Origin of the sequence: Amycolatopsis rubida (assembly GCF_900115345.1) — a bacterium.
GTDB lineage: Bacteria > Actinomycetota > Actinomycetes > Mycobacteriales > Pseudonocardiaceae > Amycolatopsis > Amycolatopsis rubida.
Genome location: NZ_FOWC01000001.1, coordinates 995,757 through 1,013,305, shown reverse-complemented (window position 1 = coordinate 1,013,305; position 17,549 = coordinate 995,757). Strand labels below are relative to the sequence as shown.

Annotated in this window: 17 protein-coding genes; 14 read left to right on the top strand and 3 right to left on the bottom strand. The window is 69.2% G+C overall.

Annotated features, from left to right (window positions below):
• Window positions 1–40: 40 nt before the first annotated feature.
• Window positions 41–598, bottom strand: coding sequence for a PadR family transcriptional regulator (locus BM362_RS04980; protein WP_067578215.1), 558 nt, complete (start codon window positions 596–598; stop codon window positions 41–43).
• 247 nt (window positions 599–845) lie between these two features.
• On the opposite strand from BM362_RS04980, the gene BM362_RS04975 reads away from it, so the two are divergent.
• From BM362_RS04975 to BM362_RS04965, 3 genes are all read left to right on the top strand, one after another.
• Complete coding sequence (locus tag BM362_RS04975) at window positions 846–1,247, top strand: DUF5318 domain-containing protein (protein ID WP_037809062.1); 402 nt, start codon at window positions 846–848, stop codon at window positions 1,245–1,247.
• A 319-nt stretch (window positions 1,248–1,566) separates the two neighbouring features.
• The gene (locus tag BM362_RS04970; RefSeq protein WP_093572319.1) at window positions 1,567–4,215 is read left to right on the top strand and encodes a transglycosylase domain-containing protein; all 2,649 of its coding nucleotides are present in this window, start codon (window positions 1,567–1,569) and stop codon (window positions 4,213–4,215) included.
• A gap of 442 nt (window positions 4,216–4,657) precedes the next feature.
• Window positions 4,658–6,958 carry a transglycosylase domain-containing protein gene (locus BM362_RS04965; RefSeq protein ID WP_067578707.1) on the top strand — a complete coding sequence of 767 codons (2,301 nt, stop codon included), beginning with the start codon at window positions 4,658–4,660 and terminating at the stop codon, window positions 6,956–6,958.
• A gap of 65 nt (window positions 6,959–7,023) precedes the next feature.
• On the opposite strand, the gene BM362_RS04960 is transcribed toward BM362_RS04965, so the two are convergent.
• Window positions 7,024–8,082, bottom strand: coding sequence for a Gfo/Idh/MocA family oxidoreductase (locus tag BM362_RS04960; protein ID WP_093572318.1), 1,059 nt, complete (start codon window positions 8,080–8,082; stop codon window positions 7,024–7,026).
• A 57-nt stretch (window positions 8,083–8,139) separates the two neighbouring features.
• On the opposite strand from BM362_RS04960, the gene BM362_RS04955 reads away from it, so the two are divergent.
• Both BM362_RS04955 and BM362_RS04950 read left to right on the top strand, forming a co-directional pair.
• Window positions 8,140–9,207 carry an ROK family transcriptional regulator gene (locus BM362_RS04955; protein WP_067578218.1) on the top strand — a complete coding sequence of 356 codons (1,068 nt, stop codon included), beginning with the start codon at window positions 8,140–8,142 and terminating at the stop codon, window positions 9,205–9,207.
• Window positions 9,208–9,242: 35 nt separating this feature from the next.
• A complete protein-coding gene (locus BM362_RS04950; protein WP_067578220.1) occupies window positions 9,243–10,805 on the top strand; it encodes a glycosyltransferase family 87 protein in 1,563 nt (520 codons plus the stop codon).
• Window positions 10,806–10,864: 59 nt separating this feature from the next.
• On the opposite strand, the gene BM362_RS04945 is transcribed toward BM362_RS04950, so the two are convergent.
• Window positions 10,865–11,638 carry a deoxyribonuclease IV gene (locus tag BM362_RS04945; RefSeq protein WP_093572317.1) on the bottom strand — a complete coding sequence of 258 codons (774 nt, stop codon included), beginning with the start codon at window positions 11,636–11,638 and terminating at the stop codon, window positions 10,865–10,867.
• 103 nt (window positions 11,639–11,741) lie between these two features.
• On the opposite strand from BM362_RS04945, the gene BM362_RS04940 reads away from it, so the two are divergent.
• From BM362_RS04940 to BM362_RS04900, 9 genes are all read left to right on the top strand, one after another.
• The gene (locus tag BM362_RS04940; protein WP_093572316.1) at window positions 11,742–12,575 is read left to right on the top strand and encodes a hypothetical protein; all 834 of its coding nucleotides are present in this window, start codon (window positions 11,742–11,744) and stop codon (window positions 12,573–12,575) included.
• 133 nt (window positions 12,576–12,708) lie between these two features.
• On the top strand, window positions 12,709–13,650 hold the full coding sequence (locus BM362_RS04935) for a hypothetical protein (RefSeq protein WP_202506400.1): 942 nt from the start codon (window positions 12,709–12,711) through the stop codon (window positions 13,648–13,650).
• A 129-nt stretch (window positions 13,651–13,779) separates the two neighbouring features.
• Window positions 13,780–14,700 carry a hypothetical protein gene (locus BM362_RS04930; protein WP_093572315.1) on the top strand — a complete coding sequence of 307 codons (921 nt, stop codon included), beginning with the start codon at window positions 13,780–13,782 and terminating at the stop codon, window positions 14,698–14,700.
• Window positions 14,701–14,801: 101 nt separating this feature from the next.
• Window positions 14,802–15,125, top strand: a complete 324-nt coding sequence (gene rpsF, locus BM362_RS04925) for a 30S ribosomal protein S6 (RefSeq protein WP_093572314.1) — start codon at window positions 14,802–14,804, stop codon at window positions 15,123–15,125.
• Between the two features lie 29 nt (window positions 15,126–15,154).
• Entirely contained in the window at window positions 15,155–15,682 is a 528-nt protein-coding gene (locus tag BM362_RS04920; RefSeq protein WP_009085240.1) for a single-stranded DNA-binding protein, read from the top strand.
• 34 nt (window positions 15,683–15,716) lie between these two features.
• Window positions 15,717–15,965 (top strand): 30S ribosomal protein S18, encoded by a 249-nt coding sequence (rpsR, locus tag BM362_RS04915; protein ID WP_009085242.1) that lies wholly within the window; start codon window positions 15,717–15,719, stop codon window positions 15,963–15,965.
• A 14-nt stretch (window positions 15,966–15,979) separates the two neighbouring features.
• Window positions 15,980–16,444, top strand: a complete 465-nt coding sequence (rplI, locus tag BM362_RS04910; RefSeq protein ID WP_009085244.1) for a 50S ribosomal protein L9 — start codon at window positions 15,980–15,982, stop codon at window positions 16,442–16,444.
• Between the two features lie 390 nt (window positions 16,445–16,834).
• A complete protein-coding gene (locus BM362_RS04905; protein ID WP_093572313.1) occupies window positions 16,835–17,017 on the top strand; it encodes a hypothetical protein in 183 nt (60 codons plus the stop codon).
• Between the two features lie 157 nt (window positions 17,018–17,174).
• On the top strand, window positions 17,175–17,546 hold the full coding sequence (locus BM362_RS04900) for a hypothetical protein (RefSeq protein WP_093572312.1): 372 nt from the start codon (window positions 17,175–17,177) through the stop codon (window positions 17,544–17,546).
• The last annotated feature ends 3 nt before the right edge of the window (window positions 17,547–17,549 follow it).

Genomic DNA, 17,549 nt, shown 5'->3' with positions numbered 1-17,549 from the left:
ACTTGCATCTGCAGGTCTGCCGCCCCGTTGCGGCCGCCGATCAACCGCGTCCCGGCTGCTGCGGGCCGCGCTGCTCGGCTTGTTCGTGCGCGATCAGCTCGTTGAGCCAGCGCACCTCCCGCTCGCTCGACTCCAGCCCCAGCCGGTGCAGCTCGCGGGTGTAGCGGTCGATCTTCTCCTCGGCCCTGGCCAGCGCGTCCCGCAAACCTTCGCGCCGCTCCTCGACGCGGCGGCGGCGGCCTTCCAGGATTCGCATCCTGACGTCGGCCGGTGTCCGCGAGAAGAACGCCAGGTGGACGCCGAATCCCTCGTCGTCCCACGTCTGCGGTCCCGCGTCGCCGAGCAGTTCGGCGAAGCGTTCCTTGCCCTCGGCGGTGAGCTTGTAGACGCGGCGGCCGCGCCGGGACCACGCCCGGTCGTCCGCCTCGTCGAACTCCTCGACGAGGTAGCCGGCCCGCAGCAGCCGGCGCAAGGTCGGATACAACGAGCCGTACGAGAACGTCCGGAACATCCCGAGCGTCTCGTGCAAACGTTTGCGCAGCACGTACCCGTGCATGGGCGCCTCGTGCAGCAATCCGAGGATCGCGAGTTCGAGCACACCACACCCCATTCCGGGAATACGCCGCGGCCAGCCTCGTTGATCACCCGGGACCGGCTCAGCCAACCTACTCGCCGAGTATATCGCGCCGATACATCGAAGTGGCGGAAGTAACCCGCGACCAGCAGCCGCCCCCTCTGATCCGTGATCAGAGCGTTAGCTAACTTTCGGCGTGTCCGAACGGTCGCCCTGGGTACGGGGAAGCAGGGGGCACCGCGGACACAGAAAGAGCCCGTACTCTGTCCTCGTGCGAAACCAGCGGCAGGTTGTGGATTACGCCTTGCAGCGCCGTGCGCTGCTGGCCGGCGTCCGCTCCGGACGCGTCGGAGACCACGAGGTCTGCGACGCGAGCCCGTACCTGCTCCGCGCGGCGAAATTCCACGGCAGACCCGAGGACCGGGCCTGTCCGATGTGCCGCCGGGCTCCGCTGCACCTCGTCTCCTGGGTCTACGGCGACGAGCTGAAGCACGTCTCGGGATCGGCCCGCACCCCCGCCGAACTGACCCGGATGTCGGGGATTTTCGGGGAGTTCACCGTCTATGACGTAGAGGTGTGCCGGACGTGCCATTGGAACCATCTGGTCCTGTCCTATGTCCTCGGCACGGGAGAGCCCCAGCCGACCCGGCCGCGAAGGACTGCCGGGCAGTGACGAGTACCACAACCGCTGCAGAACGCGGGGCGGCACCAGTGCAGACAGTGCAGCCCTCGGAGGCCCATTCGTGAACGACGACCGCAACCGCTCCTGGCCGAGCCAGGAGCCAGATGCACCTCGCCGTGCCCGGCGACCGCAGGAGGACCCCGGTCCCGCCTGGCCATCCGATGACGCCCCCCGGCGCCCCGCACCGCCCCGCCGTCCTCCCGCGGGCGGCCCGCGCCCGCCACGCGCCCCGCAAGCCGGCCCCGAATGGCCGAGCGGCGACGAAGGCGGTCCGCAGTGGCCCGCCGACGAGCCGCGCCGTCCGCAGCGGATGCCGCAGAACCGCGCTCCGCAAGGCCGCGCTCCCCAGGGCCCCGGCCCGCAGGACCGCGGTTCGGGCACCCGTGCGTCGCAGATCCTCGACGGACAGGGCGCGCCGCCGCCGCGCCGCCAGCCGCCGGGCGGACGTCCCGGTCCCAACGGCGGTCCTAACGGGAACGCCACCCAGGGCTTCCGGCAGCCGCCGCCCGGCGGACGGCCGCCCCAGGGCCGCCGGGTCCCGCCGCCGCCTCCGCCGTCCTATCCGGAGGCAGAGCGCGAACCGGACCTGATCACGCACGCCGCGCACAACGGCTACGCCCCCTACGACGACCGGTACGACGACGGCTACGACCCCTACGACGAGGAAACCCGCCTCGCCCAGTACTCCGACGACGAGGACTTCGAGGACGACCCGGAAGGCGACCAGGACGGCAAGAAGAGCAAGGCCGACCTCACGCCGAAGCAGCGCCGCAAACGCCGGTGGAAGATCGTCCGGCGGGTGCTGTACGCGATGTTCGGGCTGTTCGTCGTGGTGCCCGCGATCGCGTTCGTGATCACCTACTTCACGGTCGACGTGCCCTCGCCGCAGGAAGTGCTCGCGCAGCAAAGCCAGCCGATCACCTTCTACTACGGCGACAAATCGGTGATGGGCCGCTCGGTCCCGCAGGGCGGCAACCGGGAACTGCTGCAGCCCAACCAGGTGCCCGAGGTCGTCAAACACGCGGTGTACTCGGCCGAAGACGCGACGTTCGAGACGAACTCCGGCTTCAACGTGATGGCGATCCTGCGGTCGGTCTTCAACCAGGCGACCGGCGGCACCGGCGGCGGTTCGACCATTTCGCAGCAGTACATCAAGCAGGCGACCAAGAACGACGCCCCGACGCTGACCCGTAAGTGGACCGAGCTGGCGAAGTCGTTCAAGCTGAACAACGAGACGTCCAAATCGGACATCATCACCGGCTATCTGAACATCGTCTTCTTCGGCCGCCGCGCGAACGGCATCGCCGCCGCCTCGAAGGCGTACTTCGGCAAGGACGTCGGGCAGCTCAACGCGTCCGAGGCGGCGCTGCTCGCCGGGATGATCCAGGGACCGGGCAAGGACCAGGACACCGCGTACGTCAAGAAGCGCTGGACCTACGTGATGGACCAGATGGTGGCCAACCACTGGCTCTCGCCCGCCGACCGCAAGGCCGCGCAGTTCCCCACGCTGGTCCCGCGCGACTCGCAGCAGAAGCAGGACGCCGGAACGCTGGACTACTTCATCCAGAGGCGCATTCTCGACGAGCTGAAGGACAAGGGCTACGACGAGGACAAGCTGTACTCCACCGGCGCGAAGATCTACACCACGATCGACCCGAACGCGCAGAAACTCGCGGTGCAGTCCGTCCAGGACAACATGAAGGGCCAGACCGACGAGAATCTCCGGGGAGCGCTGGTCGCCGTCGACCCGAGAACCGGGGGCGTGCTCGCCTATTACGGCGGGCCGACCACGATGAAGAACGACGAGGGCAAGGACGTGCTCGCCACGGACTGGGCGAATGTGCCGCAGAACCCGGGCTCGTCGATGAAGGCCTACGACCTCACCGCCTGGCTCAAGATGGGCAAGGGGCTCGGCGAAACCTTCGACGGCACCGACCGGCGGGAACTCGGTGGCCGGGTGGTCCGCAACGCGGGCGAAAGCTCCAGTTGCGGTCCGCAGTGCACGGTCAAGAAGGCCATGGAGGTCTCGGCGAACACCGTGTTCTACGACATGGTGCTGAACTGGACGAAACCGGCCAGGGTCGCGGAGGCCGCGAAGGAGGCGGGCGTGCAGTCCGCGCCGAAGGGCAAGGCCAAGCTCGGCACGAGCGACGCCAACATCGCCCTCGGCGGTGGCGCCACCGTGGTCACCCCGGAGGACATGGCCGCCGGGTACGCCTCGTTCGCCTCCGGCGGCGTCCGGCGCGACCAGCACTTCGTCGCGAAGCTCACCAACTCCCAGGACGAGGTCGTCTTCGACGACACCAACGGACAGGGCAAACCCGCGTTCGACGACAACGCGGACAAGAGCAAGCAGATCGCGGGCAACGTGACCGAGGCGCTCGGTCCGGTCATCGCCGAGTCGCACCTGAAGTGCCCGAGCGGCCACGATTGCGCGGGCAAGACCGGCACCCAGCAGTACGACCCGCGAGACAGCGACCCGAGTTCGTACAAGGACCGCAACGCCCAGACCTGGATGGTCGGGTACACGCCCTCGGTGTCGACCGCGGTCTGGATCGGCGGCGACGGCAACAAGCCGCTGCACGACAAGAACGGCAAGCCGATCTACGGGAAGACCGTCGCGGGCCCGACCTGGCAGGACTTCACGACGAACTACCTCAAGGACAAGCCGGGCGAGAAGTTCGACAAGGTGCAGCCGATCGGCAAGGACGCGGACGAGGTCGTCACCTCGAGCAAGGCGCCCCCGCCGCCGCGCGAAACGTCCAGCGAGCAGGCGCCGCCGCCGTCCACGACGTCTTCGTCGTCGGAGCCGCCGACCAGTTCGTCGCATCCGCCGTCCTCGACGACGACCAGCCCGACCAAACCGGGCGGCATCTTCGGCGGCGGCACCGAAGGCGGCAACCCCGGCAGCGGGGGCGGTCCCGTGGTGAACGGCGAACCGCCCCGCCGCGGCGGCTGATCCGCGCCCGGCCCGGCAAAGAGGCTCCTCTCCACCCCGGAGAGGAGCCTCTTTTCGCCGGTACCGCCCGGCTGGGGGTGCGGTAGGTTCACCGACGGTCTCCTCCCCCGCGAAGGGGATCGGCCAGCGGAGTGAACCTCGACCGGGGTTGCCGCGTCTGGTCATCAGAGGGCCTTCTGCGTCCGCAGGCTGCCCGTGTCCGAGAAGAGGATCCGCAGTGAACGACGACCGCAGCCGCTCCTGGCCCGACCGGGATCCCGACCCGCGGCGTCAACCACCTCCGTCCCAGCCCGGTCCGCCGCCGTGGGCCCGCGGTCCGCGGCGTCCCGCCGCTGGTCCGACCGGTCCGGCGGGTTCTCCGCCGCCGGGCCGCCGTCCGCCGCCTCCCGGCCGCCGCCCGGTTCCGCCGCCGCAGCGCGAGCCGGAACTGATGACCCACCGGATGATCGAGGATGATTACCGCGATCCGGGCTACCGGGACGCTGGCTACCGGGACGAGGGACCGCTCGATCCGGACGACGGGTACCCGTCGGAAGACCTGGACAAGAAGGGCCGCACGCCCGAGCAGCGCAAGAAGAGACGCTGGAAGATCATCCGGCGCTGTGCGTACGCGTTCGTCGGCCTCTTCATCGTGATCCCGGCGATCGCGTTCGTGATCACCTACTTCACGGTCGACGTGCCCTCGCCGCAGAGCATCGCGCAGGGCCAGAACCAGGCCGTCACCTACCTCTACGCCGACGGCAGCCCGATGGGCAAGGATGTGCCCTCCGGCGGCAACCGGCAGATCCTCACCCCGCAGCAGATCCCCGACGTGGTGAAGCACGCGGTGATCGCGACCGAGGACTCGACGTTCGAGACCAACTCCGGCTTCGACGTCACCGGTCTGCTCCGCGCGGCGTTCAACCAGCTCACCGGCAAGGCGGGCGGCGGGTCCACGATCTCGCAGCAGTACATCAAGAAGGCCACCGACAACGACGCCCCGACGCTCACCCGTAAATGGACCGAGCTGGCGAAGTCCTTCAAGATGAACCAGACGTACGAGAAACAGGACATCATCACCGCGTACCTGAACATCATTTACTTCGGGCGCGGGGCGTACGGCATCGGCGCGGCGTCGCAGGCCTTCTTCCACAAGGACGTTTCGAAGCTGGACTACTCCGAGGCGGCGCTGCTCGCCGGGCTGATCCAGCAGCCGGGCCGTTCGGAGAACCCGAAGGTGGCGCAGGGCCGCTGGAACACCGCGCTCGACCGGATGCTCGAAAACAAGTACATCACCGCGCAGCAGCGGCAGTCGGCACAGTTCCCGGCCGTGATCCCGCTGGAGGAATCGAAGGACGACTCGAACGCCCCGTACCGGTTCATTCGCGACCAGGTGAAGGCCGAGCTGGCGCAGCACGGCATCGACGACGACAAGTACTTCGCGGGCGGCTACACGGTCCAGACCACCATCGACAAGCACGCCCAGGACATCGCGGCCCAGGCGGCGACCGACGTGCTGAAGGACCAGTCCGACGACCGGCTGCTCGATTCGCTGGTGGCAGTCGACCCGAAGACCGGCGGGGTGCTCGCGTACTACGGCGGGCCGGGGCTGGTCGAGGTGAACGGGAAGAAGCAGGCCGCCCGAGACTGGGCGAACACGCCGCAGAACCCCGGTTCGTCGATGAAGGCGTTCGACCTCACCGCGTTCCTCAAGATGGGCAAGGGCATCAACTCGACCTTCGACGGCAGCAACAACCGGGTCTTCGACGGCCGGGTCGTGCGCAACGCGGGTCCCAGCTCCAGCTGCGCCGGGCAGTGCACGGTCGCCGAGGCGATGAAGCGGTCGGCGAACACGGTGTTCTACGACATGGTGCTGAACGACACGCACCCGGGCCCGGTCGGGCAGGCCGCTCAGGAAGCGGGCGTGAAGACCAAGGACGACGGCGGCCAGTCGCTGATCTCCACCGCGGACGCGAACATCGCGCTCGGCGGTGGAAACACCCGGATCACGCCCGCGGACATGGCCAGCGCGTACGCGACCTTCGCCGCCAACGGCCTCCAGCGCGACCGGCATTTCGTGCTGAAGGTGACCAACGCGCAGAAGGAAGTCGCCTACGAGGCACAGCCGAGCGCGGGGAAACCGGTGTTCGACAGCAGCGCGGACAAGGCCAAGCAGATCGCCGGCAACGTGACCATGGCACTGGGTCCGGTGATCGACTTCTCGCATCTGAAGTGCCCGTCCGGCCACGAATGCGCCGGCAAGACCGGTACCCAGCAGCACACGAAGCGCTCCGGCGAACCGGCGTGGGCGGCGAACGCGAACGCGCAGACCTGGATGGTCGGCTACACGCCGTCGGTCTCGGTGGCCGCGTGGGTGGGCGCGGACGGCGACCAGGCCTTGCACGGCAAGGGAACGTCGCCGATCTACGGTTCGACGATCGCGGGTCCGTTGTGGCAGAAGTTCCTCGACGGGTACCTGAAGGGCAAGCCCGCCGAGAAGTTCGACCAGGTGCAGTTGATCGGCGCGCAGGCCCCGCCGCCGCAGGGGGACCAGAACGCGGGCGACGAGCATCCGCCGCAGCAGACCACCGGCAACGAACCGGACGATCCCGGCGACGGGAACGAGCACGGCGGGCCGATCACCGGCGGACCCAGTCAGCCGCACTGGCCGAGCGGGCTCCCGCACTGGCCCTCGGGCAAGCCGTCCTCGCACAATCCGCCGACTGGCGGCCCGCCGACTGACGAGGATCCGCCGCAGGAGTGACGAAAAGGCCGTGGCCGCGACGGTGGGGGGAGTCCGTCGCGGCCACGGCCGTTCAGAGGGCGGCCTCAGCCGCCGAGCGTGATCACGCGGCCTTCGGCACCCGAGCGGTGCGCGGCTTCGATCACGCGCAATGTCTCGACCGCGCTCGCCGGGTCCACCGGGAAGTCCGCCTCGCCGCGCAGCGCGTCCCGGACCTGGGCGTAAAACGCTTCGTAGCAACCGGTTTCGGTCGGCACCGCTTCGGTGTCGTCATTCACTCCGAGCAGGCCGGCGTCGCTTTCCGGCTCCACGCCCCAGCCGTCGTCGCCGGGGCGGAGACCAGCTTTGATCTGTGGTTCCTGGACGTCGAGGCCGTATTTCGTGAACGTCGCCTGATCGCCGAGCACGCGGAACCGCGGATTGCGGGTGCCGGCGAGCGCGGACGACCACAGGTGCGACCGCACACCGTTCGCGTGGTGCAGGGCCACGAACATGTCGTCGTCCACCGCCGCGCCGGGGCGGCGACGGTCGACCTCCGCGTAAATCTGGGTAACCGGCCCGAACAGTTGCAGCGCCTGGTCGACGATGTGCGCGCCGAGGTCGTAGAGCAGGCCGCCCGCCTCGGCGGGGTCGCCGAACTCGCGCCAGTTGTCCTTGATCTTCGGCACCCAGCGGTCGTAGCGGGATTCGAAGCGGAAGACGGTACCGAGGCGACCGGATTCGAGCACCTTGCCGACGGTCCGGAAATCCGAGTCCCAGCGGCGGTTCTGAAAGACCGTGAGGCCGACGCCCTTGGCTTTCGCCGCGTCGACGACCTGCTGCGCATCGGCCGCGGTCGGCGCGAACGGCTTGTCCACGACCACCGGCAGCCCGGCGTCGATCGCGCGGAGGGCGAGCGGCACGTGCGTGCGGTTCGGCGTGGTCACCACGATCAGGTCGAGATCACCCGCGCGGGCGAAAAGCGCGTCCGCGTCCGGGACCACTTCGGCACCCGGATGCTCGGCGCGCGCCTGCGCGGCCCGGTCCGGGTTCGCGGTCACCAGCACGGCCGGGACCAGGCCGGGGGTCGCCGCGACCAGCGGCGCGTGGAAAACCCGGCCGCCGATCCCGTACCCGAGAATGCCGACCCGCGCGTCATCAGCCATGACCCCCATTAAACAACACTGTTGCGTAATAGGCCACCCGTCCGAGATGATCGGCCGATGGCGGAAACCGGCGTCAACCTGCGCGGGCTGCGACGCCACAACCGCGCGCTGCTGCTCGGGCACATCCTGCGCGCGGGCGGGCTGAGCCGGGTCGAGCTGGCGCAGCGGTCCGGGCTGACCCAGCAGGCCGTGTCGAAAATCGTGTCCGACCTGCTCCCGGCAGGGCTGCTGGACGTCGAACGCGCACCCGCGGCCGGGGTCGGCAAACCGCGCACGATGCTGCGGCTGCGCGCGGGAGCCCGCTGCGCACTCGGCGCACAACTCGACCGCGACGGCTTTCTCGTGCTGCGCACCGGGCTGACCGGCGAGGTCGAGGAGATCGTGGAGGGCCCGCTGCCGATCGGCTTCGGCCCGGAAGCCGCGGTGACCGCGATCGCCGACGGCGTGCGCAAACTGCTTTCCGACGTCGATCCGGCGCGCGTGCTCGGGCTCGGCGTCGGCTCGGTGGGACCGCTCGACCACCGCGCAGGCCGCGTCCGTGACGCCACGAACATGCCCGGCTGGCACGACGTCCCGCTGCGCGATCTGCTCGCCGAACGCACCGGCCTGCAGGTCACCCTGGACAAAAACACCAACTCCGCCGCCTTCGCGCACGCTTGGCCGGAGGAAACCTCGGCCGCGACCGCGGTGGTCCTGGTCGGCACCGGAATCGGGGTCGGCCTGCTGATCGACGGGCGCGTCTACCGGGGCCCGCGCACCAACGCGGGTGAGTTCGGCCACACCACCATCGCCTACGCCGGACCGCGCTGCGCCTGCGGCCGCCGCGGCTGCGTCGAGGTCATGCACCGCGCCGCCGGCACTCCGCACGACGCCGCCCGGCTGCTCGGCATCGGGCTCGCCGACCTGGTGCAGGTGCTCGATTTGGAACGGATCGTCCTGTTCGGACGGACTGTCCGCGGCGCGCCCGAGGTCTACCGCGAAACGGTCTCGCAGCAGCTGCGCGACCTGCTGCCGGTGCCGTACTGGCAGCGCATCGACGTCGAACTGAGCGATCTCGACGAGGAAGCGGTGGCCCTCGGTGCCGCTTTCGAGGTGCTTGCCGGGTTTTACGAGGATCCGAAATGACCGGCAGCCCACCCGCGGACCGATAGCATCCCGACGTGTCCCGCGCCTCCCAGCCCGCCGCCGAAGAGCCGGATTCGGCTCCCCGCACGCTCACCCCGGCGGAGCGGATCGCCCCCAGCCGGCACGACCCGCTGGTGGCCGCGGCGACGAGACCCGTCGGCGGTCCGATCGGCACGCACGCGGCGGTCGGCAGGCAGTGGTTCTGGTCGCCGCAGCGCGTCGGGCTCGCGATGGCCGTGCTCGCGCTCGTGGTGTGCTGGTTCGGCAAGGCCTCGTGCATTCAGCAGTACAGCGACTCAGGCGGCGTGCACCAGCTCGACTGGCGCTCCGGCCGTCCGTTCGTCGCCATGTGCTACTCCGACATCGTCCCGCTCTACAGCTCGGAAAAGCTCGACGACGCGCGCACCTTCCCCTACGTCACGTCGTGGCAGGAGGATTCGCAGACCGCGGAGAACCAGACCCGGTACATGGAGTACCCGGTGGTCACCGGCCTGTTCCAGTGGACCAACGCGAAACTCGCGGCGGGCTGGACCTCGGTCGCGAACGCGGGCTGGCTGCCCGGCGCGCTGCCGGTGGCGATCTACTTCAACATCTCCGCGTTCTGGCTCGCACTCGCCTGGCTGGTCACCGTGTGGGCCACCGGGCGGACCACGAAACGCAGGCCGTGGGACGCGGTGCTCGTCGCGATCTCACCGCTGGTACTGGTCCATACCTTTACGAACTTCGACGCACTCGCCACCGCGGCGACCGCCGCCGGGATCCTGGCGTGGTCGCGAAAACGCCCGGAGGTCGCCGGAGTCCTGTTCGGACTCGGCGTCGCCACCAAGCTGTATCCGCTGCTGCTGCTCGGGGTGCTGTTCCTGTTGTGCCTGCGCGCCGGGAAACTGCGCGCGTGGAGCCGGACCGCGGCGTTCACCGTGCTGGCCTGGCTGGTGGTGAACGTCCCGTTCATCGTGGCCGCGCCGCGCGGCTGGTGGGAGTTCTTCCGGCTCAACACGTTGCGCCCGATGGACCCGGATTCGCTCTACAACGTCGTCTCTTACGCCACCGGCTGGGCGGGCTTCGACGGCGTGCTCCAAAAAGGACAGTCGCCGACCGTGCTGAACATCGTGGTCGCGGTGCTGTTCCTGGCCTGCTGCGCGGGTATCGCGTACGTCGCGCTCACCGCGCCGCGGCGGCCTCGGTTCGGGCAGCTGGCTTTCCTTGTCGTGGCGGCGTTCCTGCTGACGAACAAGGTGTGGAGCCCGCAGTACTCGCTGTGGCTCGTCCCGCTGGCCGTGCTGGCGATCCCGCGCTGGCGGCTGCTGCTGGGCTGGATGGTCATCGACGCGGCGGTGTGGGCGCCCCGGATGTTCTATTACCTCGGCGTCGACCACAAAGGACTGCCGGCCGGCTGGTTCCTCGGCGGGGTGGTCATCCGCGACCTCGCCGTCGTCGGGCTGTGCGTGCTGGTGCTCCGCGAGATCTACCGGCCGCGCACCGACCTGGTCCGGCTTTCCGGCGACGACGACCCGGCGGGCGGCGTGCTGGAGCGGGCCCGCGACAAGGTCGTCTTCGCGTCCTTCCGCCGCTCCCGCACCGAACAACCCGTCTCCTGAAGTCCGTGAAGGACTCCTTGCGGGAATCCGATCCCCCGCAAGGAGTCCTTCACGGCTTCTCAGGCGAGCTGTTTGCGCAGGTACGCGATGTCGGCGGCCTGGCCATCGCCCGGCGTCTCGACGACCACCGGCGCACCCGCCTGGCGCACGACCTCGGCGAGCAGCTCCGGTTCGATCGTGCCGTCTCCGTCGACCACCGATGCGTGCCGGTCGCGGTTGGAACCGTGCTCGTCGCGGGAGTTGTTGCAGTGCACCAGGTCGATCCGGCCGGTGATGGCCTTGACCTTCTCCACCGCGGTCGCGAGATCCCAGCCCGCCGCGTAGGCGTGGCAGGTGTCGAGGCAGAAGCCAGCGCCGAACTCGCCGACCTTGTCCCACAGCCGGGCGATCACGTCGAGTTCGCGGGTCATCGCGTTGTCGCCGCCCGCGGTGTTCTCGATCAGGATCGGCACCGCGAAGCCGCCTTTCTCCGCTTCGCGCTCGAAAAGCTTGCGCCAGTTGACCAAGCCCTCCTCGATGTCGTCGCCCGCGGCGACGTGCCCGCCGTGCACGATCAGGCCCTTCGCGCCGATCGCGGCGGCCCCGTCGGCGTGCTGGGTGACGTTCTTGCGGGACGGGATGCGGATCCGGTTGTTCTTGGACGCGACGTTGATCAGGTACGGCGCGTGGATGAACACCTCGACCAGGGAGGCCTTGATCTCCTCGCCGTGCGGATGCGGCTTCGGTGCCTTCCACCCCTGCGGGTCGGAGAGGAAGAACTGGACGACGTCGGCTTCTCGCTCGGCGACGGCGGCCAGCGGATCGTCGTCGCGGACATGGGCGCCAATCTGCATGCCCTGACGCTACTACCGGGCGAATCTCCCCCTTCCGCCCGAGTTGGTGACGCTCGTGGAGTACCGTGAGCGCGTTCCGTGATCCAGTCGGGGGAGGAAAGACATGCGGAAACGCGCTGGACGGACGGTCGCGCTGGGAGTCGCGCTCGCGGCGCCGCTGCTGTCAGCGGTCCTGGCCTTTCCCGCCACCGCGGCCGCGGACCCGAGCCCGACGGTGCCCGGCGACTGCGAATCCACGCTGCAAAACGGCAAGAACGGCACCGGCCTCGCGCTCGACGCGGGCGCTCCGCTCAACGCGCCGAACCGGGTGACCGTCGGCCTCGATTCGAAGGCGAAGCAGACCGACGGCAACAACACGTTGCTCACCGTCCCGGTCGGCGACACCATCCGCGCGCTGGGCGTCGGCGAGGTCCCGGTTGTTGGCGAAACGGCCGCGAAGGACACTTGCCCGCTGGTACAGGCCGCGGCGAATGGCGTCGGCAACGCGACCCAGGCAGTGGTCGGCGGAGTACCGCCACTCGTCCCGCAACCGAGCCCCACACCGCCGAACCCCACGCCCAACCCGCCAGTCCCGCCAGCTCCGCCGTCCCCGGCTCCCGGCCCCGGCGGCACTGGCCAGCCCGTCCCCGGCGGCGACACGCTCGGCCCGGTGACCTCGGGCGGCGGACTGTCCGGCCTCGACTCGGTGTCCGGCATCTTCACCGGAGCCGCGATGCTCCCGGCGAGCTTCGTACAGGCCCCGATCGTCACCCAGGTCGTGCCCGGCCAGCTGCCGCAGGACCAGGTGCCGACGGTCGACGCGAAGAAGTCCGGCACCGCCGAGGCGCTGCCCGCGGCCAACCCGCCCGCCCGGCTGCCGCTGCTGATCGCCGTGCTCGCGCTCGCGATGGTGGCCGCCGCGCTGGTGCGCGCGTGGCTGCGCCGCAAACCCGCCTGACTCTCACCCTGAGTAGCGCCCGCTTCCACCCGAATGCCTGACCTCGGAGGGGAGGCGGGCGTTACTCGTCTTCGTTACCGTCGTTGTCCTCAGCAACGCAGGTACAACGGATGCGGCGAAAGGGTCGACGGCCATGCAGCAGCACCGGGCACGGAAGGCCACCGCGGTGGGCGCCGCCGCTTTCGTCCTGGCCGGCTCGGCCGCGCTCGCCGCACCAGGCACCGCTTCAGCGGACACCCTGACGCCGAAATGCGGATCCACCATCACCGCCAAGCCGGGCGACCACGTCAAGGCCACGACTCTGCTCGGCATCCCGATCGACCTCGGCATCGTCGGCCAGGCCTCCGGCGTGCTCACCGGCACCGTCAACGCCGTCCTCGGCACGCTCTGCCAGGTCACGGTGAACGTGGTCAACACCGTCGTCGCTCCGGTCCCGGTGGTCGGCGCGCCCGCCGCGAGCGCGGTCAACGGCGCGGTCGCGGGCGGCACGAACGCGGTACAGCAGGGCGTCTCCGCCGTCGGCCAGGGCCTCACCGGCAGCCAGCCGGGCAAGCAGAACCCGGGCCCGAACCCGCAGCAACCGCCGTCCGGCAGCAACGGCGGTGCTCCGCAGCAAGGCGGCTCGCCGGGCCAGCAGCCCCAGATGCCGGGCTCGACCAGCCCGGTCCTCGGCGATTTCGGCGGTGCGGGCGGCGGGGCCGCACCGTTCTCGGCGTTCCTGCCGAACTTCGGCAATTTGTCGTACGGCTACAACACCGGATACGCGCCGATGCGCGATTACAGCGGCATCCCGATGGCGATGGCCGGACTGTTCAGCCCGTCGCCCTCGCTGCGCTACGGCAGCCAGATCCCGGGTTACGCGCCGCAGTACGGCATTTCGAACCCGGACAGCTCGGCAGCAGGCGGCGACCGCACGATCCAGAACGCCGGTAACGCCGAAGCATTGCCAGGCACCGGCGGAAACCACGCGAACGGGTTGGACTGGCCGGTTCTGGTGGCAGTTTTGGCACTCTCCGGAGTCAGCGCGGGTCTGGTCCGCACCTGGGTGCTCCGCCGAATGGTCGCTACGAGTTAGCCCGCCCCGCCCCGCCACCACCCTGGGTCGAGCGGCTTCGCCGCACTGTTGTCACAGCGCCAGTATCTTTACCGGAGTCCATTCGTTGTCCTGGATGCGACGAACCATGCCCGCGGACCCCGGAGGATAGTGCTCGTGCGGAACATCCCCACCTGGAAGCGAACCCGTCGAGCACTCACCGTCACCGCTCTCGCCGCCCTCTTCACCGGCGGCGCGTTCCTGGGCACCGGCACCGCGTCCGCGGCGACCACGCTCGCGAACCAGTGCAAGGGCTCGGTCACCGGCGGCATGGGCGATTCGGTCGTCGTGCCCGGCTCGGCGGTCAAGGAGATCGTCCGCCAGTCGGCCAAGAACCAGGTCGACTTCTGGCGGCTGCTCACCGTGTGGCCGGATTCGCTGGCGAACGCCATCGGGAACAAGGGCAACCTTCAGGTCGGCGCGATCCCGGACGCCGCGGGCGGCACGATCAGCGGCGACGCGATCGGCCAGGTCGTCTCGAACGCACTGAAGAACGAGTGGGGGCTCGGCGTCCTGCCGGACACCAAGACCAAGGTGCTGAACGGGATCCGCTCCGGCGTCGCGTCCGCGTGCGGGCTCACCACGATGGCGAACAACTACCAGGCACCGGCGTCCTCAAGCTCCCCGTCGAACGGCGGCACCCAGTCGAACGGCAACGCACCCGCCCAGAACGGCGGCGGCAACCCGCTCGGCAACTACCAGCCGGGTTCGACCGGGATCGCCCCGCCGCGCGACTACGGCACCATCCCGACCGCGACCCCGGGCAACCCCGGCGTGCTGGGCACCGCGATCGCGCCCGGCGCGCGTTACGGCTCGCTGCCCGGTTCCGGCGCGCTGCCGCAGCAGCCCTCCGCCGGGCAGGACCCGCAGGGCCAGCAGGGCCCGGACATCCGCAACGCGGGCAACGCCGAAGCACTGGCGAGCCAGGGCGGAGCCTCGGACGTCCAGCTGCCGATGCTGCTCGCGGTGATCGTGCTGGCCGGCGTCACCGCCGGGCTCGTCCGCACCTGGGTGCTGCGCCGCGTCAGCTGACCCGCCGCACCGGGCTGTCGGACCCGCCGGGTACGCTTACCTGGACAAACCCTCCTGTCACGGATCCCCCGTGACCGCGAGCCCATAGGAGGTGAGTGGTTATGTCACGCCATTACGAGGTAATGGTCATCCTGGACCCGACGCTCGACGAGCGTACGGTCGCGCCCACGCTGGACAACTTCCTCAACGTGATCCGCACTTCGGGCGGAAGCGTCGAGAAGGTCGACGTCTGGGGCCGCCGTCGCTTGGCGTACGAGATCAAGAAGAACGCCGAGGGCATCTACGCGCTGCTGGACCTGAACTCGACGGCCGAGGCCGTCAAGGAACTGGACCGCCAGCTGTCGCTGCAGGAAACCGTGCTGCGCACCAAGGTCATGCGCCGCGAGGTCAAGGCCGCGGCCAAGCCCGCGCCCGCCAAGGCCTGATCCGAGCCCGATCCGAAGGGACGCCATCCGTGGCTGGAGACACCGTCATCACCGTGGTCGGGAACCTGACGTCCGACCCGGAGCTGCGCTTCACCCCGTCCGGTGCGGCGGTCGCGAACTTCACCGTCGCGTCCACCCCGCGCACGCTCGACCGCCAGAGCGGCGAGTGGAAGGACGGTGAGGCGCTGTTCCTGCGCTGCAACATCTGGCGGCAGGCGGCGGAGAACGTCGCCGAGTCGCTCACACGGGGTGCCCGCGTGGTGGTGCAGGGACGGCTGAAGCAGCGGTCTTTCGAGACCAAGGAAGGCGAGAAGCGCACCGTCGTCGAGCTCGAGGTCGACGAGATCGGCCCCTCGCTGCGCTACGCGACGGCGAAGGTCAACAAGGTCAGCCGCGGTGGCGGCGGCGGTGGTGACTTCGGCGGCGGAGGCGGCTTCAACGGAGGCGGCGGCAACCGCGGCGGCGGCGGCAACAGCGCGCCCGCCGACGACCCGTGGGGCTCGGCCCCGCCCGCGGGCGGTGGCGGCGGAGGCTTCTCCGACGAACCCCCGTTCTGATCTCATCTCTTTCTAGAATTCCAGGAGTGCACCAGTGGCCAAGCCACCCATTCGCAAGCCCAAGAAGAAGGTCTGCGTGTTCTGCAAGGCCGAGAAGAAGGGCCGCCCGGAAACGATCGACTACAAGGACACCAACCTGCTGCGGAAGTACATTTCCGACCGCGGCAAGATCCGTGCCCGTCGCGTCACCGGCAACTGCAGCCAGCACCAGCGCGACATCGCCATCGCGGTGAAGAACTCGCGCGAGATGGCTCTGCTGCCCTACACGTCCACCGCGCGCTGAGGGGAGCACTAGTCATGGCGAAGATCATTCTCACCACCGACGTGGCGAACCTCGGCGGCCCCGGCGACATCGTCGAGGTCAAGGACGGCTATGCCCGCAACTACCTGCTGCCGCGCGGTTACGCGATCGTGGCCAGCAAGGGCGCGGAGAAGAACGTGCGCACGATCCAGCGCGCACAGGAATCCCGCCGCATCCGCGACCTCGACCACGCCAAGGAAATCAAGGCGACCCTTGAGGGCCTCGGCGCGATCCAGCTGACCGGCAAGGCCGCGGCGGGCTCGAAGAAGCTCTTCGGCTCGATCACCGCCGGCGAGATCGTCGACGCGATCAAGGCACAGGGCGGCCCGCTGCTCGACAAGCGCGTCCTGGACCTGCGCGACCACATCAAGACGGTCGGCAAGCACTCGGTCAACGCCCGCCTGCACCCGAACGTGAAGGTGGACCTCCGCCTCGAGGTCAAGGCTGTGGCCGCGAACTGACGGTTTGTCCGTGAAACCGCCCCCGGGAGATTCTCCCGGGGGCGGTTTTGTTTCGGCGAACCGCGCCTCCGGTCGATTACGGCGCGTTACGCGCTTGCTCCCATCGGAAGCAAGCGCCGCACGGCAAAGGGGGCATGGGCGCCGGATGGCACGCCGCTGCCCATCAAGCAGCTGCGCGCGGATCCGCGCAGCGTGCTCAACACAGCCGAAGCGACGACGTCGGCCTCCGTTATCCAGGCGAGAAGAGCAGCGGATCGCTTAACGCCTGCCGGTGGATCTCCTTGAGCAGCAACCTGAACTACGTCAACAACACTCCACTCGTGCAGCACAAAGCGACATCTACGCGCAAACAGGCCTGCTCCATCCCGATCACCGTGGACGGGTAGCTGGTTGCCCGCGGCCGCGGCCGAGGACAGCCGTTCGTCCGGCAACTGCGTTCTCTGGGCGGGTGTCACCGATCAACTCGCCGTTTCCGTCAACCCGCAGATCGGCATCGGCACCACCCGGGACGGATACGGAGTCGCGCAGGAAGCCACGGCCGCGATGTCCGGACATCCACAGCACGCCTCGTAACCTCTCCGAGACCCGGGAAAGAACCCTAAGTTCCCAGCTCGGCCCCACTCTCCCCGATTCGCGAACACCGAGCGGGAACCAATTGGCGTGCGTTACCATCCAACTTGCTGATCTCGCCGCTTGGGGAGCGAGAACTGTGCCAAAGGGGGTCACCAGGATGTCCAGCGATGTGCCACCAACGCCTCCGATCATGGTCGGCGGGTACGGAACGGCCGGCGGCTACAAGTTCAGCGAAGACGAGATCGACTCGGTGATCAAGCAGTGGGAAGACCTGCATGATCACTTGCACCAGGATCTCACCGACGCCCACAGGATCAAAGAGGTCAAGCCGCCAGCCGATGAGTTCGCCAGCCACGACTTCGTCGACCAGGGCGCGAATCCGTCCGGCGCGACCCTCCTTGAACAGCACCAGCGCATGTTCGATTACGTAGGCAACTTCATCACAGCTCTGCGAGCCGCCAAGAACAAGATCAAGGTCACCGAGCAGCAACAACGTGACGAGCTGGCCGCGAAGTCGAAGGGATACTGAGTA